The organism is Nocardioides alcanivorans (assembly GCF_021555175.1).
Lineage (GTDB): Bacteria > Actinomycetota > Actinomycetes > Propionibacteriales > Nocardioidaceae > Nocardioides > Nocardioides alcanivorans.
This window is the reverse complement of record NZ_JAKGRW010000056.1, coordinates 1-19,416: the sequence shown is the minus strand read 5'-3', so window position 1 is coordinate 19,416 and position 19,416 is coordinate 1. Positions and strand designations below refer to the sequence as shown.

The window sequence follows — 19,416 nt, the reverse complement described above, 5'->3', positions numbered from 1 at the left end:
TCTCATTGCTCCTCGTTGGCGTCGGGCGTCGCGACCACGTCCGTGTGGGCAGCGAAGGACTTGTAGGCGTGCTTCTCGCGTGGATCGGCCGAGAGCCGGGCCGAGAGCAGGGTCTGGGTGTAGGCGTGCTCCGGCGTGTCGAAGAGCTTGCGGGTCGGCGCGGTCTCGACGACCTCGCCCAGATACATCACCGCGATCCGGTCACTGACCCACTCCACGGTGTGCATGTCGTGGGAGACGAAGAGATAGGCCATGCCGAAGTCCTGTTGCAGCTCCGCAAGGAGCGCCAGCACCTGGGCCCGGATGGAGAGGTCGAGCGACGAGGTGGGCTCGTCGAGCACGAGGAAACGGGGGCGGCTGATGATCGCCCGAGCGATGCCGACCCGCTGCTGCTGACCTCCGGAGAGCTCCCCGGGCAGGCGCCGCGCCGCGTCCTCGGGCAGCCCGACGCGGTCCAGGGTCGCAAGCACCTGCTTGCGGACCTCCTGGGTTCCCAGTTGTGGCTTGTGGATCTGCAGGGGCTCGGCCACGATCGACCCGATCGACAGCCGCGGGTTGAGCGACTCGTAGGGTTCCTGGAAGACGATCTGCATGTCTGCGCGCTTCGCGCGCATTGCCGCCGCGTCAAGGCCTGCCAACTCGGTCCCGTCGAAGCGGACGCTTCCCGAGTCGAGGTCGAGCAGCCGGAGCACGGCCCGGCCCAGGGTCGACTTCCCGGATCCGCTCTCGCCGATCACCGCCAGCGTCTCCCCCTCGTCGATGGTCAGCGAGACGCCGCGCAGGGCACGGACCGGGTCGCCGCCCCGCTGCCGCGGAGCGAAGGTCTTGACGGCGGACTCCACCTCAACGAGTGACACTGAGCTTCTCCCCTGCTTTGGGCACCGAGCCGATGAGCTTGCGGGTGTAGGGATGCTTCGGGTTCACCATCACGTCGACGATGTCACCGGACTCGACGACCTCGCCGCCGTACATCACCACCGCCTTCTGGCAGTACTGGGCGATCACGCCCAGGTCGTGGGTCACCAGCACCATGGAACGGTCCTCGCGACGCACCAGGTCGGAGATCAGGTCGAGGATCTGCGCCTGGACCGTTGCGTCGAGACCGGTGGTCGGCTCGTCGGCGAACAGCAGGCCGGGGCCGAGCGTGGTCGCGAGGGCGATCACCACCCGTTGTGCCATGCCGCCGGAGAGCTGGTGGGCATAGCCGTCCAGGACCCGTTCGGGACCGACGATGCCGACACCGGCCAACATCTCCAAGGCGATCCGGCGTGACTCCTTCTTGCCCACCCCGGTCCGGTGCGCCTTCTGCAACTCGTAGAACTGCCGCTCGATCGAATAGATCGGGTTCAGGGAGCCGAAGGGATTCTGCGCGACGAAGCCGATGTGACGGCCGCGGATCCGTTGCATCTCCCGCTTGCCGGCACGGGTCAGGTCGGCGCGACCGACCAGCTCGATCCTGTCGGCAGTGACGTGGCTGTTGGATCCCAGCAAGCGCAGGATGCCCTTGATCGTCGTCGACTTCCCGCAGCCCGACTCCCCCATGATGCCGACGATCTCGCCGCGACGAACGGACAGGTCGATGCCCTTGACCGGGTGGACGACGCCGTCCGGGGTGTCGATGGTGACAGCGAGGTTGCGGACGTCGAGGACGAGGTCGTCGCCGGTCATCGGTGGCTCCTGGCGGTGGTGTCGCCGATCGCGTCGGCGAGCTGGTTGAAGGCCAGGACGCACAGCAGCACGGCCAGGCCGGGGAAGGTCGCGATCCACCACTCACCCGACGACATGTTGCTCGAGCCGGCCCGGATCATGCCGCCCCACGAGGACTTGTCGGCGCTCACTCCCACGCCGAGGAAGGAGAGCGAGGCGATCACCACGATCGCGTTCGCGACGGTCAACGTCGTCTGCACCAGGATCACGCCCCACACGTTGGGGAGCAGGTGGCGAAAGGTGATCCGGCGGGGAGGCGCGCCCATCGCGATCGCGGCTTCGATGAAGCGGGCCTCACGCAGCGAGAGGATCTCGCTGCGCAGCAGTCGCATGTAGCGCGGGATGTTGATCAGTGCGATCGCGACCACGACCATGTAGAGCTTGTTGCCCGACAGCGAGACCAGGGCCAGGGCCAGGATCAGCAGCGGGAAGGCCTGGAAGGCATCCAGGGCGCGTACGACGCGTTCACTGCCGCGGCCCTTCGTGCTGGCGGCGAGCCCGAGCAGCACCCCGAGCACCAAGGACAGGAGCGTGCCCCCGAGTGCCAGCGACAGATCGATCCGCGCCGCGTCGATGACCCGACTGAAGACATCGGCCCCGGCGCCGTCGGTGCCGAACCAGTGCTCGGCCGAGGGCCCGGCCAAGGTGGCCGAGCTGTCGGTCCCCTGAGGGTCGTGCGGCAAGGGCGCGACCAGGCTGGCGACCAGCAGGGCGATGATGAAGGCGACGCCCAGGGAGGCGGCCTTGTGCTGACGCACCACCTTGGCCAGGACGCTTCGCTTGGACGCGGTGAACACCTCAGGCATGGGAGATCCTCGGGTCGAGCAGGCCGATGACGATGTCGAGCAGCGTGTAGATGATCAGGGTGAGGGCTCCAGCCACCAGGACCATGCCCTGCACGACCGGGACGTCGAGCTTGATGATCCCCTCCAGCGACCATCGCCCGATCCCGTCCCAGGAGAAGATCCGCTCCACGATCGCCTCCCCGCCGAGCAGTGACGCGAAGATGACGCCCGCGTAGGTGACGATCGTGGTGCGCGACTCGACGAAGGCGTAGCGGACGACCGTTCGTTCCGGGAGCCCGAGTGCGCGCGCGAACTGTGCCTGCTGGGAGTTCAACGACTTGCCGATCGTGGTCCGGGCGGTCTTGGCGAAGTACGCCGCATAGACGAGCCCCAGGGTGAGCACCGGAAGCATCAAGTGCCCCACCACCGAACCGAACAGCGCCAGGTCGCCGGCCAGCAGGGAGTCGATCGTGTGGAAGCCGGTCACCTTCTCCGGTGCCTGCTCGAGGATGCCCACGCGTCCGGTGGGCGACGGTGCGACTCCAGCCAGGAAGAAGAGCGTGTAGATCAAGATGAGTCCCAGGAAGAAGTCGGGGATCGCCTGGAAGACGCCGGTCACCAATCTGCTCAGCCGATCCGGCCAGCGGCCCCGGAAGTAGGCTCCGAGTGCTCCGGTGGCGACGCCGAGCACCGCGGCGAGGAGCACGGCCAACAAGATCAACTCCAAGGTCGCCGGCAACTTCTCCAGGATCTCGTCGGTGACGGGCCGTTTGGAGAAGTACGACGTCCCGAGGTCGCCGTGCGCCAGGCCGGTCATGTAGTCGACGTACCGCTTCCCCAGGGAGTCATCGAGCCCCAGGTCGGTCCGGATCTGCTCGACCTGGTCCTGGGTGGCCATCGGCCCGGCGATGAGTTCAGCGGGGTCTCCGGGGGTGACGCTGACCAGGAGGAAGGACAGCGTCACCACACCGAAGAGAGCCGCAACGAGGAAGCCCAGTCGAGCCAGCACCAGACGGACGGGGCCGGACGCCTTGGGGGCTTCCTGATCGCCACGCCCGGTGTTGTGCTCAGGGCCATGCGTCAGCCTCGCTTCATGTTCACGAACGGGAAACCACCGGAGGGAGCCCGATGCGGCCCTCGAGGGCCGCTGCCTCGCCCGTGATGTCGGGCATCTCCACCAGGGAGAAGATCGGCTGGTTGTCACGCAGCATCCCGAGCGCCTCCTCGACCACCTCGTCACGCTCTGCGCCGAGGTCGAGCTGGAGTGCCCTCGCCACGACGGCGTCGAACTCGGGGTCGGAGAACCCGACCTTGTTGAGCACCGAGCCGGAGGCGTTGTAGAGGAACATCGAGAAGCCCGGGTCCGGCTGGCTCGGCCGATCGGTGTAGAGGTAGGCCTGCAGCGACTGCTGGGAGACGGCCTCCTCGAAGTCGGCCGGCGACGGGATGTTCTTGATCGTGACCTCGACGCCGATCTCCTTGAGGTCGCTCTGGATCAGTCGAGCGATGTTCTCGGCGTAGGGACCGGGGCGTTCGGAACTGATCGAGATCTCGAACTTGAGGCCGTCGGGATATCCCGCATCGCTCAGAAGTTGCTTGGCCTGTGCCGGGTCGTACTCGATCATCGGCTCCTGGTCGGCCATCATCGAACTCGGGACCGGGGTCCACGCGGCGTTGGCGTAGCCCTGGTAGACCGACTCCACGATGGCGTCGCGGTTGATCGCCATGTTGATTGCCCTGCGGACCTGCGGCTTCTTCAGGTCCGGGTCCTTCATGCTGAGGTTGAAGTTGTGCCGGTTGGCGTCGGGCTGGACGTTGACGGTCGTGGAACCGTTCTCGTCGATCTTCTTCAGCTGGTCGATCGGCGGCTCGGCGATCAGGTCGACCTCGCCCGACATCAACAACTGCGCCCGGTTCCCGCCGTCCGGGACGCTGCGGATCACGACGTCCTCGAAGTACGGCGTCTCGTCCCAGTAGTTCTCGTTCAGGGACAGGCGGATCTCCTCACCCGGCTTGAGGGAGTCGAGCTTGTAGGGACCGAACCCGGCGGAGTTGGTTGCCAACCACTCACCGGCATACGGGTCGTCGTCGGTGGCGTGCGCGGCGGCCTCGGTCGAGTCGAGGATGCCCATGAGCGGATAGGCCAGGATCGAGAGCCCGATCGAGGAGGGTGCGGTGAGGTTGTACTTGACGGTGTAGTCGTCGATCTTCTCGACAGCGTTCTCGAGGTCGACGTTGGCCGGCGTCATCAAGGCGCCGGCCTGGATGCTGGTCGGCTCGGACAGGAACCGCTCGAAGGTCCAGAGCACGTCGTCGGCGGTCATCTCGTTTCCGTACTGGCTCTTGACCCCCTTGCGCAGCTTGAAGGTGAACTCGGTGCGGTCCTCGTTCGTCTCGAACGACTCGGCCAGGGCGGGAACCAGTTCGTCGGTGGCGATCACCTTGTCGTCACTGGCCTTCGAGTAGTCGTACTCCAGCAGCCCCGAGAGAGTGGCGTCCGTGGCATAGACCACCGTATTTCCGGTGTAGACCATCGGGTCAAGTTGCGGCGGGACGACCGACCAGGCCATGACCAGCGTCTTGTCACGCTCCGACGACGATCCGCCGGAGTCGCCACCACAGGCGGCCAGGACTCCCGCCGTCAGCGCGACGGCGGCCGCCACCGCAAGTCCGCGAGCTTTTCTCGAACGCATCTCGACTCCGTCTCTCTGGATGGCCGACCCGGACGGCCGACTTATATGTCAGACATAGACACTAAGTGAGACGAGTCACGCGCGCAAGAGAGTGGGAGGACTGATTCGATGATGATGCGGCGGGGGTGGATTCTTCCGGTTGTCCCCCTACTCTGAGCGTGATCGCCGCTCAGTTGCCTATGTTCCTCTGAGTCATCGGCGATCGGCGAACTGGCTCCAACAGCCGGAATCAATTAACCAGACTTTTACATAACGCGGAGGAAAGTGATGCTTCGTCTCGTGCCGGAAACAGAACCGGAGACCCGACGTGACCTCCGCGCCATGACCAGTCGTCTCCTGGGCCGAGAGCTGCCCGACGAGCGGGCCCTGGAGATCGACCGGACCGGCGGATTCGACCGCGGCCTCTGGGAGCGACTCGGCACGGCGGGGCTGCTCGGCCTGGGCGCGCCCGAGGAGCTCGGCGGCAGCGGCGGCACCGTCGGCGACAGTGTCGCGGTGACGGAGGAGATCGCGCGGGTCCTTCCCAGCCTCGCCGTCGACCACGTGCTGAGCGGCATGGCCATGCGCATGCTCAGTGAGGCCGACGCAGGCCCCGTCAGCGCCCTGCTCCCCGAGATCGCAGCGGGAACCCACGTGGTGAGCTACGGGTTGAGCGAGCCCGACGTCGGCACCGACCTGCTCCGCCTGCGGACCTCGGCTCGGTACGACGGCTCGCGCTGGCTGGTGAACGGCCGGAAGACCTGGATCTCCCTGGCCAGCGAGGCCGACACGATCTTCGTGCTGTGTCGCACGGATCCGCTCGACCCGGATCATCCGTCGCGCGGCCTGAGCCTGCTCGCGGTACCCGCCGACCAGCCCGGGGTCGAGGTCCGCCGGGTGCACCTGGCGGGCATGCGGGCGGCCGTCACCTGCGAGGTGACGCTGACCGATGCCGTGGCGTCCGACGAGACACCGGTCGGGGGCCGTGGACGTGGCCTCCGGATCCTGTCGCGGGCCCTGGACGTCGAACGGGTGATGGCGGCAGCGATCAGCATCGGGATCGGGCGCGGCGCGCTCGAACTTCATCGCGACTACGCACTGCAACGTGAAGCCTTCGGCCGTCGGATCGGGGCGCTCCAGGCGATCCAGCATCCGCTGGCCGACTCCGCCGCCGAGCTGTCCGCAGCCCGGTCCCTGCTGGACGACACCGTGCGGCGGATCGAGGACGGCAGGAGCTCGGTGGCCGAGTCCGCGATGTCGAAGCTGGTGGCCTCCGAGACCACCGCGCGCATCGTCGACCGCGGCATGAGGGCCATGGGAGCCATGGGCCTGGCCGAGGAGTCCCGGATGCAGATGTTCTTCCGCGACGCCCGGCTCCAGCTGTTCAGTCCCATCAGCAACGAGATGATCCGCAACCTCGTGGGCGAAGCCCTCGGGATGCCGAGGAGCTACTGAGATGTTCGACGGCATCGATGAACTGGTGCTGCCCGCGCCTGATCTCAACCCCTTGGTGAGCCTCTACCGCGACCGGCTCGGCTTCGCGCTGGTGAGTGACGACGTACCCGATCCTCGGTGGGGAGCGCTCTGGGGACTGACGGAGGCCCCCACGCGCGAGGTGCTGCTGGGCAAACCTCACAGCGCCGGGGGATGGATCCGCCTGGTGGAGGCTCCGGGGCTGCCCTCGCCGGCTCCCGCGGGCCGACCGGACCGGCCCGGCCCCTACGCGCTCGACTTCTATCTCCGCGACGCCGCCGCCACCGAGGACGACGTCACCGAGCACGGCGGCGACTTCCTCTCCGAGGCCGTCCACTACTCCCTGCCCGGCACCGACATCCCGGTGCGGGAGCGGATGCTGGCGCAACCCCACTCCGGCCTGCTGCACGCCTTCGTCCAGTACCGGCCCCGGGGAACCCGCTGCGTCATCGACCACGACTCCACCGAGGCCGTCAGCGAAGTGGTCGCGGCGGTCTTCCTCACCGATGACCTGCCCGGGGCCCGACGCTTCGCGACCGACGTGCTCGGGGCCCACCCCTACTTCGACGGCCGGTTCGACGGCCCTGCGGTCGAGCGGATGCTCGGGCTGGTTCCGGGAGAGGGATTCACCGGCACCCTCTTCCGCGGGCCGGGATCCCGCAACGCCCGACTCGAGTTCGCCGAGACCGTCCCGGGGCGTCGCCGGGACCCGGAACAGGTGCGCCGGGTGGTGGCGGTCTGCACCATGGATGATCTCGACGGCCTCGCGGGCCGGCTCGCGGGCAGCGAGCACGGGCACCTCAGCGGTGACCTCACCCTCGACGGGATCCGGCACATCGGCTTCACCTCGAGGTACGGAGCCACCTTCGTCTTCCGCGAGCGACGGGCTCTGGCGTGACCACCACGCGCGGCCGGATCCTGGTCGGCGCGGGCAGCCTGGTCTTGGTGGCGATGGTGGCGAGCTATGCCCCGACGCCGCTCTATCCCGCCTACCAGGCAAGGTGGGGGATGTCGGAGAGCGACGTCAGCCTGGCCTTCGCCGGCTATCCGGTCGGAGTGGTCGTCGTGCTGCTCGGCCTGGGCGGACTGTCCGATCGGATCGGGCGGCGCGCCACGATGCTCATCGGCCTGGCCGTGATGACCTTCGCGATGCTGATCCTGGGGTTCGCCTCCGGACTGCCGATGCTGGTGGGCGGCCGGCTGCTGCACGGCATGGCGGCGGGCCTGATCACCGCGGCGGCCGCTGCCGCACTGATGCAGCTGCACCCGCGAGGTGCTGATGCCGGTTCCTTCCTCAACGCCTTCCTCGTCAGCCTGGGGGTGGCCGTCGGGCCCTTCGTCGCGGGGGCGCTCGCGGAGCACCTCCCGCGGCCCGTGCTGACTCCCTACCTGGTGGTGCTCGCGCTGCTGCTGGTGCCGCTGATCTCACTGGCGTTCAGCCGGGAGGCGCCCTCGCCGCCCGGCGCGCCGGGACGGCTGGTGCGGCGACTGCGGGTGCCCAGGCAGATCGCAGCGCGTTGGGGCCTCGCGGCAGCCGCCATCGTCGTCACCAACACGCTCTTCGGTCTGGTGGGCGCGTTCGGTCCCCTGGTGGCGCACGAGCTGGGCTGGCGCTCGGAGTCAGCGGTGGGGCAACTGGTTGCGCTGCCCCTGGCGCTCGTGGCCGTCGCCCAGATCGGTGGCCGCTGGCTCGGCCACGTCCCGGCGCTCCTGATCGGCACACCGTTGGCGGCGCTGGGCTGGTTCGTGTTGGCCCTGGGAACGAGTGGATCCACGGCGAGCACGGTCCTGGTGGGTTTCTCCCTGCTGGGTGCGGGCGCCGGGCTCAACCTGTTCGGAGCCGCGACCCTGATCGGGGTGATCTCGCCGAAGGACCGGCAGGCGGAGATCTACGCCGCCTGGCTGGTGGTCGCCTTCGGCACCCTCGCCACGTCAGCACTGCTTGCCGGGCCCCTGGTGAGTCATTTCCCGCTGGCATCGGTGCTGACCGGGTGTGGCGTGCTCGCCGCAGCCCTCGCCTGCTGGATCGTGCCCGGAACGCGCCGCCTCCTCTCCGCCTCCCGCGAAGCGGATCAGGAGATCCGGTCGAGACAGGCCTGAACCTCCGACTCGTACGCCCGCGCGGTCCGCTCCCGCTCTCCGTCGCCCCAAGCCCTTCGGGCGGAGGCAGTGACGTCCGGGTCGAGCCCACGCAGGGTGGCGACCTGCTCGACGGCCGTGGCGTCGAGATCTGCCCGCGAGGCCAGGACGGCTGCACCGCTCCCGGCGATCGAGGCGGCGCTCACCCGGGCACCGGTCAGCAGCATCCGGCGTACGGTCGCGGGCGGCAGCAGCCGTTCCGCTACGGAGGCACCAAGGAGAAGGCCCAACTGCAACTCCGGGAGAGCGAGCCAAGCGTCGTCGGCGACCACCGCCACGTCGGCCGCCGCGACGAGGAGGGCGCCGCCACCCACTGCCGCGCCCTGCGCAGACGTCACGACCGGTCCGCGGCAACGCAGCACGGCGAGTACGGCGGCACACCCGGTACGCAGCAACTCGGAGCGATCTGCGTGGGTCCGCCACTCATCGAGGTCCTGACCACCGGAGAAGTGCCGTCCCTCCGCGCGGATGTGCAGCACCTCATCGGGTTCGACCGACTCAGCAACCTCGCGGATGCCGACGTATCGGCCCGTGTCGAGGGCATTGCCCCGGCTTCCGTCGAGCGTGAGCGTGCGCGTGCCGTCCGCCTGTTCGACGTGCATGCCCGACATCAGTAGGACCGCGGCAGGCCGAGGGCCTTGTGGGAGATGTGGTTGAGCAGCATCTCGGTGCTCACCGGGGCGATGCGGAAGAGCCGCACCAGGCCACTCAGCGTGGCCAGGCCGTACTCGCGGGCCATTCCGTTGCCACCGTGGGTCTGGATGGCAGCGTCGAGTGCGAGCTCCGCGGTCTCCGAGGCTTCGAGCTTGGCCATCGCCGCCGCCACTCCCCGGTCTCGCCCCGATCAGCAGCGCGGGACGCCTCGAGCGTCAGCAACCGGGCCGCTGCCAGCCGCGTCTCGGCCCTGGCCAAGGGGTGGGCAACGGCCTGGTGGGCGCCGATCGGTTGCTGCCACACCACGCGCTCGCGCGCGTAGACACAGGCCTTGTCGATGGCATAGCGGCTGATGCCGTTGAGGAGTGCCGCGCTGAGGATCCGCTCGGGGTTGAGCCCGGTGAAGAGCACTCCGATGCCCTTCTCCCCCGCGACGAGAGCATCGGCGGGCACCCGCACGTCATCGAAGAACAAGGAGTACTGACGCTCGGGCGAGATGATCTCCACCTCGATCTCCCGACGTTCGAGCCCCACCACGTCAGTCGGGACCAGGAAGGCCTTGGGGCCCGCCGGCAGGTCGTCGGGCCCGCCCCGGGCGTCGGCGATGACGACCATGGCGTCGGCGTTGTCGACATGGGAGACGTAGTACTTCTTCCCACTGATCACCCACTCGCCGTCGTCGTACGTCGCCCGAGTGGAGATGTTGTGCGCGTTGGAACCGGCGTCGGGCTCGGTGATGGCAAAGGCCAACACCTTGCTGCCGTCGGCCAGTCCAGGCAGCCATTCCTGCTTCTGCGCCTCACTGCCGTGGTCGCGGAGCATGGTGGCGCACACCGCTGGCGACAGTGCGATCAGCATCAGCGGGGAACCACATGCAGCGACCTCCTCGGCCACGACCGCCAGCGCTTCGATGCCCTGCCCCCCGCCGCCGTACTCGTCGGGAATGGCGACCCCCAGTGCTCCGATCGCCCCGAGTTCGGCCCAGAGCTCTCGGGCATTCCCACCGTTGGCGCTCGTCTCCAGGTAGTAGTCGTGCCCGAACTTGCCGCACACCTGGCGTACGGCGTCACGCAGCGCCTCGAGCTCTTCTGCTCCTGCAGCGTCGGTCATCAGAACCTCTCGATCACGATTTCGAATGCCCTTCCACCGAAAAGTCTGAGGTATTGGTCGAAAGGACGCAAGGCTCCGGCGCAATTGGCTCACAGGCCTCGCCTTGAACCAGAGAGGCAAGCTGGCTCGCCGCATGATCGATACCTCGGACATTTTCCTCGAAGGAATCCCCGGTCCGAGAAGGCACTCCGCTCCGCGTGTTGGGAGGCTCAACCGCGCAGCGCCGTGCACCGTCAGGCGTCGTCGCGCCTCTTCTGCTTCTCCGACCTCGACTCGTCGCCCTTGCGGGCCCTGCGGAGACTGCGTAGCGCCCGCTTGGCGCGGTCGCGCTCGCGCTCGGCCTTCCGTTTGGCCCGCTCAAGGCCGTGCACCGCCTCGGTGAGTTCACCGACCTCGACGCGCAGCCGTTGGGTCCGCTTGCGTTCGACCTTCTCCTGGACCCAGTCGAGCTTGTCGACGTCACGCAGGAACGCCTTGAGCGCAGACACCAGCTGTTCGGGAACGAACGGCTGGGCAATGACGAGCTGCGACACGATCAGGGAGTCCCTCTCGAGGAAGAACTTGAGCGCGAACCACTTCTTGGAGAGCTCGTCGATGAGCTCGTGTGCCCGCTTGAAGCCGACCTCCCGCGCCAACACCGCGTGCAGTTCGATGCGGCCGGCATTGTGCACCCGGAGGACGACCAGGTTGCCACCGCGCGTGTTCCAGACGACCGTGCCGTCAGGGTTGACCTTGACTCGGCGGTTGAGCCAGCTCGAGAGCGACGCCACCACCCAGGTGTGCAGCTGCTCGGTGGACTCCGCCGTGCCCATGACGAGGCCGTCACGCACCTCGGCCGCCGGGCCGGGCTCCGCAGCTTCCCTGGGTGCCTCCGCGGGCACCTCCACCAGGTCGGTGTCGAGGAAGGCGGGGTGGACCACCTGCCAGTCGTCGCGGAGCACCCGATAGATCGTGTGCGCGGCCTCGTCGACATTGTCGGTGGCGGCGGTGTCGAGTGCGTCGGTCACGACCACGACTCGACCGTCCTCCACGAGCACCGTCAGGGTCTGGCCGGTCGGTCCACTGATCCCGACACCCTCCATGCCACCGTCGGCGAGAGCCGCGGCGAACCGGTCGGCCAGGCGAAGCCGCAGGTCGAGCCAGGCCTTGTCGACCTGGTGGTCGACGAAGCGCTCCTCCCATGACTCATTCATGGTGCCCCCTTCGTCGTCTTCCAGCATACGGAGGCACTCGACAGACGCAGTCGCATCGGCAGGTCCATCTCAGCGAACTGATCTACTTCAATATATTTCTATTCGGCATAGAGTGGCCGTTGTCGACCAGACCCCAGGAGAAGAGACAGCAATGAGCTTTGAGGCGTCCATGGCCACGAGTCGGCTGGAGTCCGCCGGCGTCACCCTGCGCGACCAGCTGCTGGCGCGTGCCGACGACCCGAATACCGCGCTCCTCTTTGGCGAGCAGCAGTGGAGCTGGGCGGAATACCTCCAGGAGTCGGCCGCGCGAGCAGCCGCCCTCGACGACCTCCTCGACCCAGGAGAGCCCCCGCACGTCGGGGTCCTGATGGAGAACACCCCGGAGTTCCTCTTCCTCCTGGGGGCGGCCGCCCTCTCGGGGAGCGTGATCGTCGGCCTGAACCCCACTCGCCGTGGCGCTGCGTTGCGTGCCGACATCGAGCACAGCGACTGCCAGGTCGTGCTCACCGACGAAGCGCATGCCGAGCTGCTGGCCGGCACCGGGACGACCGTGACCACGATGAACGCCGCAGACAGCACGTGGCACGGCGTACTGGCGAAGCACGCGGACGCAGCCCTCCCCGGGGCCGACGTACGCCCCGAGACGCTCTTCATGTTGATCTTCACCTCCGGCACCACAGGCGACCCGAAGGCGGTCAAGGTGACACACGAGAAGATCGCTGGTCCCACTGTCTACATGGTCGACCGCTTCGGGCTCACCCATGAGGCCGTCGGCTACCTGTCGATGCCGATGTTCCACTCCAACGGGGTGATGGCGGGGTGGGCGCCGATGATGGCGGTCGGCGCGACGATCGCTCTCGCCCCGCGGTTCAGCGCCTCACAGTTCCTCGCAGACGTACGCCGCTACGGTGCGACATACGCGAACTATGTGGGCAAGCCGCTCGCCTACATCCTCGCCACGCCCGAACTTCCCGACGACGCGGACAACCCGCTCAAGCTGGTGTTCGGCAACGAGGCGAACGACCGCGACATCGATCTCTTCGCCGATCGTTTCACGTGCGCCGTGGTCGACTCCTACTCCTCGACCGAAGGCGCCGTGATCGTCTCGCGGGTGCCCGGGATGCCGGAGGGAAGCCTCGGGATGCCGTTCGAGGACGTCCGGGTGCTCGACCCGGAGACCGGCGAGGAGACGGCCGACGCCGAGTTCGACGAGCACGGGACGCTGCTCAACGCGGAGGCGGCGACCGGCGAGATCGTCAACATCCTGGGGGCCGGCGCCTTCGTCGGCTACTACAAGAACCCCGCGGCCGAGAGCGAGCGGTTGCGCGGCGGGATGTACTGGAGCGGCGACCTCGCCTACCGCGACGCCGAGGGCTATGTCTACTTCGCCGGTCGTACGGCCGACTGGCTCCGCGTGGACGGCGAGAACCTCGCCGCCGCCCCGGTCGAGCGACTCCTGCTCCGTCACCCTGCAATCGCCGAGGCGGCGGTCTATGCAGTGCCGGACAAGTCGACCGGCGACCAGCTCGCCGTCGCCATCACGCTCGTCGCCGACCTCGACCCGGTCTCCTTCGCCGCGTTCCTGGAGGCGCAGGCCGACCTCGGCACCAAGCAGTGGCCCCGCTACGTGCGCATCCTCGAGACGATGCCCCGCACCGCCACCAACAAGGTGCTCAAGCGTGAGCTGCGCGCCGAGGGCATCAGCGATGTGACCTGGGTGCGGGAGGAGCGGGGGCGGAGCTACGAGGTCGTGGACAGCTGACCTGCCCGCAGGCGACATGTTGAAGAACCTGACATGTCCGCGGGACGTGTTAAGTTTTCGCCAGATTTTTAACATGTCCCAGGAACGTGTCAAAGGAGTCGACACATGCCGTGGAGCCCGGAGCAGCCGTTCAACGACCTGCCGGCCCTTCCCCCACCCGGACTCGATCTGGAACCGAAGTCTGTCCTCAAGGCGACCATTCAGGCGCGCGCAGCACTCGCCTCTTTGGCGCAGGCCGGCCAACTCCTCCCCAACCCGCACGTGTTGATTCACTCCATCCCACTCCTTGAAGCACAGGCGAGTTCCGAGATTGAGAACATCGTCACGACGGCTGACGAACTCTTCAAGCACGTCGACTCCGGTGGCGGTGACCACGCCACGAAGGAAGCGTTGCGGTATCGCGCAGCGCTCTTCGCCGGCGTGGAAGCCATTCGCGCTCGCCCGCTCTCCACCAGAACAGCAACTACCATCTGCTCCCGCTTGCAAGACCGCGAGATGGAAGTACGCAGGGTCCCAGGCACCCGAATCGCCAACCCCGCGACTCGCGAGATCATCTACGCACCGCCGGAGGGCGCCGAGACGATCCGCACGAAATTGGCCGATTGGGAGCGGTTCGTGCACGGGGCCGACGACCTCGACCCACTGGTGCGGATGGCAGTCGCTCACTACCAGTTCGAGGCAATCCACCCGTTTCACGACGGGAATGGGCGTACTGGTCGGGTGATCAACATCCTCATGCTGATCGAAGCCGGACTTCTCACGGAACCGATTCTCTACCTCTCGCGGTCGATCATCGCCCAAAAGAGCGACTACTACCGTCTGCTGCGTGCAGTGACTGCCGAGGGTGCGTGGATCGAATGGATCCACTTCATGTTGGAGGCCGTCCGTGACTCAGCGACGTCAACCACACGCAAGATCGCCTCCATTCGCACCTGCCAAGAGGGCATCGCCGAACGCGCCCGCGCAGCGACTGTGGGAGGACGCGACGCGCGGTTCGTCTCTGTGCTGTTCGAGCAGCCGTACTGCCGGATCGGAACGGTTGTCGAACACTGCGAAGTGTCCCGCCAGACCGCCTCATCATGGTTGCAAGCGCTCGTCGATGCCGGGCTGCTGTTCGACGCTCGGATCGGTCGGGAGCGGCTCTTCGTCAATCATGAACTTCTGGAGGTTCTCACTCGCCCCGAGTAGCGCACTCACCAACCGATCTGTCCAAGGCATGTGGCCGAAGAAGCTCTATCCGCGTCTGCTCGCCGCCGGACACCTCGGCGCGGCGGTGCCCGAGCTCCATGCTCGGCTGGCTCGCGCGCTGCCCGCCAACTGATCCGCGGTCGCGGTGTCGCAAACCGGTCACGTGGTCGAGACTGGAGTCGCCGATCGCGCGCAGCTCCCTGACCCGAAGGGCTCCGGACAGATCAATGGACGACACGACCGACCGCCCCGCAGCCACTCGGCCCTGGCTCGAGGACAGGTCCGGCAGGCGCTATCCGCTCGACGGGGCACGTTGGCGCGGCGACGACGGCACTCCGCTCGCGTTCAGCCCGCTTCCCGGCATCGGGCCCGAGCAGATCGACACGACGGAGCGATCACTGTGGCGTTATGCCGCGGCGATCCCGCTCGACCCTGCGCACCGCGTGAGCCTGGGCGAAGGGCTCACCCCGTTGCTGCCGGTGGCCTGGGACGGGCAACGAGTGCACTTCAAGCTGGAGTGGTTCAACCCGACGTCGAGCTTCAAGGACCGCGGCGTCTCGGTGATGATCACGCACCTCCGTGGTCAAGGAGCCACCCACGTCCTGGAGGACAGCTCCGGCAACGGCGGCGCCTCGGTCGCCGCCTACGCGGCGGCCGCGGGGATCAGGGCGAAGATCATCGTGCCGGCCACGACGTCAGCGGCGAAGATCCTCCAGGCCCGCGCGTACGGCGCCGAGATCGAGTTGGTCGAGGGGACTCGTGACGAGGTGTCCGAGGCGGCGATCCGACAGGCTGTACGCATCCCCTACGCGAGCCACAACTGGCACCCGTTCTTCCTCCAGGGCACGAAGACGATCGCCTACGAGATGTGGGAGTCCCTCGGGTTCACCGCACCGGACAACGTGGTGCTCGTCGCGGGCGCCGGCAGCAACGTCCTGGGATGCGACCTCGCCTTCGGCGAGCTGCTGTCAGCAGGCCAGATCGAACGCCTCCCGCGGCTCCTGGTCGGCCAGCCCGAGCACTGGGCGACGATCGCCGACACCCTCAACGGCATGGACCCGCAGCGCCACGGGACACGGCCACCAACGATCGCCGAAGGCGCTTCCATCGCCCACCCGGTGCGCCTGCCCGAAGTGGTCGAGGCGATCCGCCGGTCGAACGGGGCGACGATCGCGGTCGCCGAAGGCCAGATCCGCGCAGCCGTCCGCAAGCTCGCCCTGCGCGGGCTCTACGCAGAACCGACCAGCTGTGTGGCCGTGGCCGCACTCGACCACTTCCTCACCACCGGCGTCATCGGTCCCGACGAGACCACCGTGGTCGTGCTGACGGGCGCGGGCACCAAGTCGGCGGAGAGGATGGCGACCGTCTTCGGTGGCCACGCAGCTTCCCCATGACCGACATCTCGTCGTGCGCCCTCGTCGGGGCGGCCCGACCCTGCGCTCAGCGCGCGGGGGCGAAGGTCATGAGTGCCACGCTGGCACCACCTTCTGAGCTCGCTGCCGCGCTGAGCCCCGCGACCTCGGAAGGCTGGCTGAAGGCAAGGATCGACCGTGCCGGCAGGACCTGCTCCGCCAACTGCGCGACGCCATCCAGCACGACGACGTACCCACGTTCCGCAGCAAGCTCCGAAGTCTGCGCCGAGGTCAGGGCAACGTCAGCCGCTAGGTGGCAGGCATAGGCGACGGCGCCGCGCGGAGAACGGGCAATGAGTTCGAGCTGTCCTCCGGTCGGCTGCCCCACGGCGACCTGAGCGGTGAAGTGTTCACCGCCGCCGCCGGCCTCTGCCCGCTTGCGGCGCTCCTCAGGCATGTAGTTGATGCCCGTCGTCGGCTCGGCTCGCAGCGTGAAGTAGGCCAACGGTTCCTCCGTCCGAATCGGACCGTAGGACGTGTAGCCCTCCGTGTAGTGCACCGCCCCGTTGGAGATCTGGTCACGGCCGAGAGTGCCGTCACCGCCCACGACGACCTGGAACTGATCGACTTCGTGGAAGTGGGGACGGAGTTCAGGGGCCCGCTGCTCCACCAGGTAGGCCTGGAACCCCGCTGGAAGGGCTGGGTCCTTGTGATCACCCAAGAAGTCGGTGATCAAGAAGTCCCCATAGTCATTGACCAGGGGAGCAACGGAGTCGGGCACGACCGCCTGCAACATGTTGGTCTCCAGGATTCTCCGCCCGCGAGCCCGTTGCTCCGGGGCGACGTTACGCAGTCTGCCGGATCCGAGCCCTGGTGTCCGTGCTGCTCCCAAACACCGTGGTTCCGCCCAGCGAACCACCACGGTCGCGACCAGGGACGGCCCACCACACACTGGCGTCATGTCCCGAGCCCGGTCCTCCGATGCGCTGACGCCGACCGTGGCGAGCGTGCTTCGAGACCGTGCCCGCACAGACGGGGATCGCGAGGTCGTGCGGTACGCCGACGGCCCAGCGTGGAGCGCGTCCGAGCTCTGGGACGCGACGACGTCGGCGGCACGGTCACTCGAGGCGACGATCGCACCGGGCGACGTCGTACTGACCGCTGCCGACACCGGTCCGGACGCGATCGTGATCACGGCAGTGGTCTCCTCACTCGGCGCAGTCGAACTGCCGCTCGCCCCTGACGTCTCTCCCGCCTGGGCCAACCGCCTGATCCAACTCACCTCACCGGTCACGCTCCTGGCATCCCCGCAGAGGGCTGCGGCCCAACGACTCCTCCAGGATCTCTCCGGGCCCGGCCGCCCCCTCGTGGTCGTGGACGCCTCGACGATCGCGGCACGTCCGACGACGTCTCTCACACCCCGCCCGCGTGAGCTGACCGACCCCGCGCTGATCATGTCCACTTCGGGGACCACGGGACGGGCCAAGGCGGCGCTGCTGCCGGTCGGCGCACCGATCCGGCAGGCCGAACGGGTCGCGAGCGCCATGGGGTACGGCCCCGACGACGTGCTCCTCAACGTCTTTGCTTGGCACCACATCAACGCCCGCAACGCCTGCTTCCTCCCGGCGCTGATGTCCGGAGCACGGATGGTCGTCGTTCCCCGCTTCTCCGCCTCCCGGTTCCTCGATGTCGCACGACACGAGCAGGTCACCGCCTTCAACTTCATGGGGGCGTTGTGCAGCATGCTGCTCTCCCAACCACCCACGCCCCACGATCGGGACCACCGGATCCGGGCCGCGTACGGCGGTCCCGCCCCCGCCGCCCTCGTCTCCGCCTTCCGCGACCGGTTCGGCGTGGCTCTCCGGCAGGCCTACGCCTGCACCGAGCTCGCGGACGTCGCACTCACGCCGATCGACGAGCTCCGCCCGGGATGGGCGGGGAGGATCGGCCCGGACCACGACGTGCGGATCGTCGACGAGTCGCTGCAGCAGGTCCCCGACGGTCAGCCCGGCGAGCTGCTCGTCAGGCCGCGTAGCGAGGGCATCTCCTTCATCGAGTACGTCGGCGACCGACGGGCCACTCGTGACGCCTGGTACGACGGGTGGTTCCGCACCCGTGACCGGGCGCGGCTCGATGACGGGTGGCTGGCGATCGAAGGGCGGCTCGGAGACGTCATCCGACGGCGAGGCACCAACATCGATCCCCGAGAGGTCGAGGAAGTCCTGCTCGGCCATCGCGACGTCGTCGAGGCGGCTGCCGTCGCCGTACCGTCCGAGCTGACCGAGGACGAGATCCTGGCAGTGGTTGTCCTGGCAGCGGATCGCGCGGTCGAACCGGCCGTTCTCTGGGCACACTGCCGCGACCGACTGCCCCGCCACCAGGTCCCCAGATTCTTCTCGTCGACGTCGGCACTCCCCCACAACGACAGCCTCAAGGTCGACCGGGCCGCGCTGCGGCAACTCGGGCTGCCGTCGACCGCCTGGGACGCCCAGGCCCACGTCCCGACCGCCACGGAGGCCCAATGACCACCCACCCGCTCCGCGTCCTCGACCTGACCGACGGTCTGGCGCTGATGGCCGGCCGGTTGCTCGTCGGCACCGGCGCGGACGTGATCCGCATCGAGCCTGACAACCGCACCCAGCAGAGCGAGGCTGCACGACTGCACTGGCACGCGGGCAAGCGAGTCGTCCGGACCGCTCCCGAACAACTCGACGCACTGATCATGCGACTGGCCGCCGACGCCGACGTGGTGGTCGAGTCCGGCTCGGTCGCCGAGCTCCGCACGACGCGACTGCGCGAGGTCGAGCCGAAGGCCTGGGAGGACGTTGCCCATGTCGTCGTCACGCCCTTCGGGCTCACCGGCCCGCGGGCGGGGTGGTCAGCAGACGACGCCGTCGCCGCAGCGGCGGGAGGGATGGCATGGCTCGGCGGCGACCCGGGGTCCGCGCCCACCCCTCCGCCGCGCGACCAGGCCACCCAGCTGGCAGGTGCCCACGCTGCCATCGCCGCCCTGCTCGCGGTCTTCTCCCGTCGACGCACCGGTCAGGGTCAGTTCGCCGAGATCTCCGTGCAGGAGGCCGTCGCGGCCCTCTCTCGAGACCGGTGCGTCTCCTGGATCCGCATGGCACGACCCCCGGTCGGACCAGCGGCGATACACGCTCACGTCGCCCCGTGTCGCCCCCACCACGGACGGGTACGTCGCTGGCGGGTACTCGGGATCGAACCGGATGTGGCGACCTGCTCGCCTGGATGGTCGAGGAGGGCGAGGCCGAGTTTCAGCCGACGAGATCTGGTTGAGATCCATCGCTGGACGCACCGGGTATCGACACGGTGGTCGCTTTGCCTTCTCGAAGCGTCGCAGCACGGCGGTGATGGCAGCGG

General features: G+C 68.2%; 16 protein-coding genes and 1 pseudogene. 8 read left to right on the top strand and 9 right to left on the bottom strand.

All coding sequences use genetic code 11. The features are described 5' to 3' along the window. Positions 1-2: 2 nt before the first annotated feature. From L1066_RS23685 to L1066_RS23665, 5 genes are all read right to left on the bottom strand, one after another. Positions 3-857: an ATP-binding cassette domain-containing protein gene (locus tag L1066_RS23685; protein ID WP_235738817.1), complete on the bottom strand. Its 855-nt coding sequence runs from the start codon at positions 855-857 to the stop codon at positions 3-5. Beyond that, positions 844-1,668 (bottom strand): ABC transporter ATP-binding protein, encoded by an 825-nt coding sequence (locus L1066_RS23680; protein WP_235738816.1) that lies wholly within the window; start codon positions 1,666-1,668, stop codon positions 844-846. Before L1066_RS23680 ends, L1066_RS23685 begins: the two co-directional genes overlap by 14 nt. After that, complete coding sequence (locus L1066_RS23675) at positions 1,665-2,513, bottom strand: ABC transporter permease (RefSeq protein ID WP_235738815.1); 849 nt, start codon at positions 2,511-2,513, stop codon at positions 1,665-1,667. The genes L1066_RS23680 and L1066_RS23675 overlap by 4 nt, the downstream gene beginning before the upstream one ends. Further along, positions 2,506-3,501 carry an ABC transporter permease gene (locus L1066_RS23670; RefSeq protein WP_235738814.1) on the bottom strand — a complete coding sequence of 332 codons (996 nt, stop codon included), beginning with the start codon at positions 3,499-3,501 and terminating at the stop codon, positions 2,506-2,508. The genes L1066_RS23675 and L1066_RS23670 overlap by 8 nt, the downstream gene beginning before the upstream one ends. An 88-nt stretch (positions 3,502-3,589) precedes the next feature. Then, positions 3,590-5,185: an ABC transporter substrate-binding protein gene (locus L1066_RS23665; protein WP_235738813.1), complete on the bottom strand. Its 1,596-nt coding sequence runs from the start codon at positions 5,183-5,185 to the stop codon at positions 3,590-3,592. A 267-nt stretch (positions 5,186-5,452) separates the two neighbouring features. On the opposite strand from L1066_RS23665, the gene L1066_RS23660 reads away from it, so the two are divergent. The 3 genes from L1066_RS23660 to L1066_RS23650 are packed head-to-tail and all read left to right on the top strand — an operon-like array spanning position 5,453 to position 8,737. Next, positions 5,453-6,619, top strand: coding sequence for an acyl-CoA dehydrogenase family protein (locus L1066_RS23660; protein WP_283095601.1), 1,167 nt, complete (start codon positions 5,453-5,455; stop codon positions 6,617-6,619). A 1-nt stretch (position 6,620) separates the two neighbouring features. After that, positions 6,621-7,535 carry a VOC family protein gene (locus L1066_RS23655; RefSeq protein ID WP_235738811.1) on the top strand — a complete coding sequence of 305 codons (915 nt, stop codon included), beginning with the start codon at positions 6,621-6,623 and terminating at the stop codon, positions 7,533-7,535. After that, the gene (locus L1066_RS23650) at positions 7,532-8,737 is read left to right on the top strand and encodes an MFS transporter (protein WP_235738810.1); all 1,206 of its coding nucleotides are present in this window, start codon (positions 7,532-7,534) and stop codon (positions 8,735-8,737) included. Before L1066_RS23655 ends, L1066_RS23650 begins: the two co-directional genes overlap by 4 nt. Here the strand turns inward: L1066_RS23650 and L1066_RS23645 are convergent. From L1066_RS23645 to L1066_RS23635, 3 genes and pseudogenes are all read right to left on the bottom strand, one after another. After that, entirely contained in the window at positions 8,710-9,387 is a 678-nt protein-coding gene (locus tag L1066_RS23645; protein WP_235738809.1) for an enoyl-CoA hydratase-related protein, read from the bottom strand. The genes L1066_RS23650 and L1066_RS23645 overlap by 28 nt on opposite strands. Then, positions 9,387-10,540, bottom strand: a pseudogene (locus L1066_RS23640) (acyl-CoA dehydrogenase family protein). Before L1066_RS23640 ends, L1066_RS23645 begins: the two are co-directional and overlap by 1 nt. A 233-nt stretch (positions 10,541-10,773) precedes the next feature. Further along, a complete protein-coding gene (locus L1066_RS23635; protein ID WP_235738808.1) occupies positions 10,774-11,733 on the bottom strand; it encodes a T3SS (YopN, CesT) and YbjN peptide-binding chaperone 1 in 960 nt (319 codons plus the stop codon). A 151-nt stretch (positions 11,734-11,884) separates the two neighbouring features. Between L1066_RS23635 and L1066_RS23630 the strand changes: the two genes are divergently transcribed. The 3 genes from L1066_RS23630 to L1066_RS23620 all read left to right on the top strand — a co-directional run bounded on the left by L1066_RS23630 (position 11,885) and on the right by L1066_RS23620 (position 16,077). Further along, on the top strand, positions 11,885-13,495 hold the full coding sequence (locus L1066_RS23630; RefSeq protein WP_235738807.1) for a long-chain-fatty-acid--CoA ligase: 1,611 nt from the start codon (positions 11,885-11,887) through the stop codon (positions 13,493-13,495). A 105-nt stretch (positions 13,496-13,600) separates the two neighbouring features. Then, the gene (locus L1066_RS23625; protein ID WP_235738806.1) at positions 13,601-14,683 is read left to right on the top strand and encodes a Fic family protein; all 1,083 of its coding nucleotides are present in this window, start codon (positions 13,601-13,603) and stop codon (positions 14,681-14,683) included. Positions 14,684-14,910: 227 nt separating this feature from the next. Then, positions 14,911-16,077, top strand: coding sequence for a pyridoxal-phosphate dependent enzyme (locus L1066_RS23620; protein WP_235738805.1), 1,167 nt, complete (start codon positions 14,911-14,913; stop codon positions 16,075-16,077). Between the two features lie 46 nt (positions 16,078-16,123). On the opposite strand, the gene L1066_RS23615 is transcribed toward L1066_RS23620, so the two are convergent. After that, on the bottom strand, positions 16,124-16,831 hold the full coding sequence (locus L1066_RS23615) for a hypothetical protein (protein WP_235738804.1): 708 nt from the start codon (positions 16,829-16,831) through the stop codon (positions 16,124-16,126). 163 nt (positions 16,832-16,994) lie between these two features. On the opposite strand from L1066_RS23615, the gene L1066_RS23610 reads away from it, so the two are divergent. Together L1066_RS23610 and L1066_RS23605 are read left to right on the top strand one after the other, a co-directional pair. Then, the gene (locus tag L1066_RS23610; RefSeq protein WP_235738803.1) at positions 16,995-18,560 is read left to right on the top strand and encodes an AMP-binding protein; all 1,566 of its coding nucleotides are present in this window, start codon (positions 16,995-16,997) and stop codon (positions 18,558-18,560) included. Next, the coding region (locus tag L1066_RS23605) for a CoA transferase (protein WP_235738802.1) at positions 18,557-19,416 on the top strand (860 nt) is incomplete at its 3' end. The genes L1066_RS23610 and L1066_RS23605, both read left to right, overlap by 4 nt.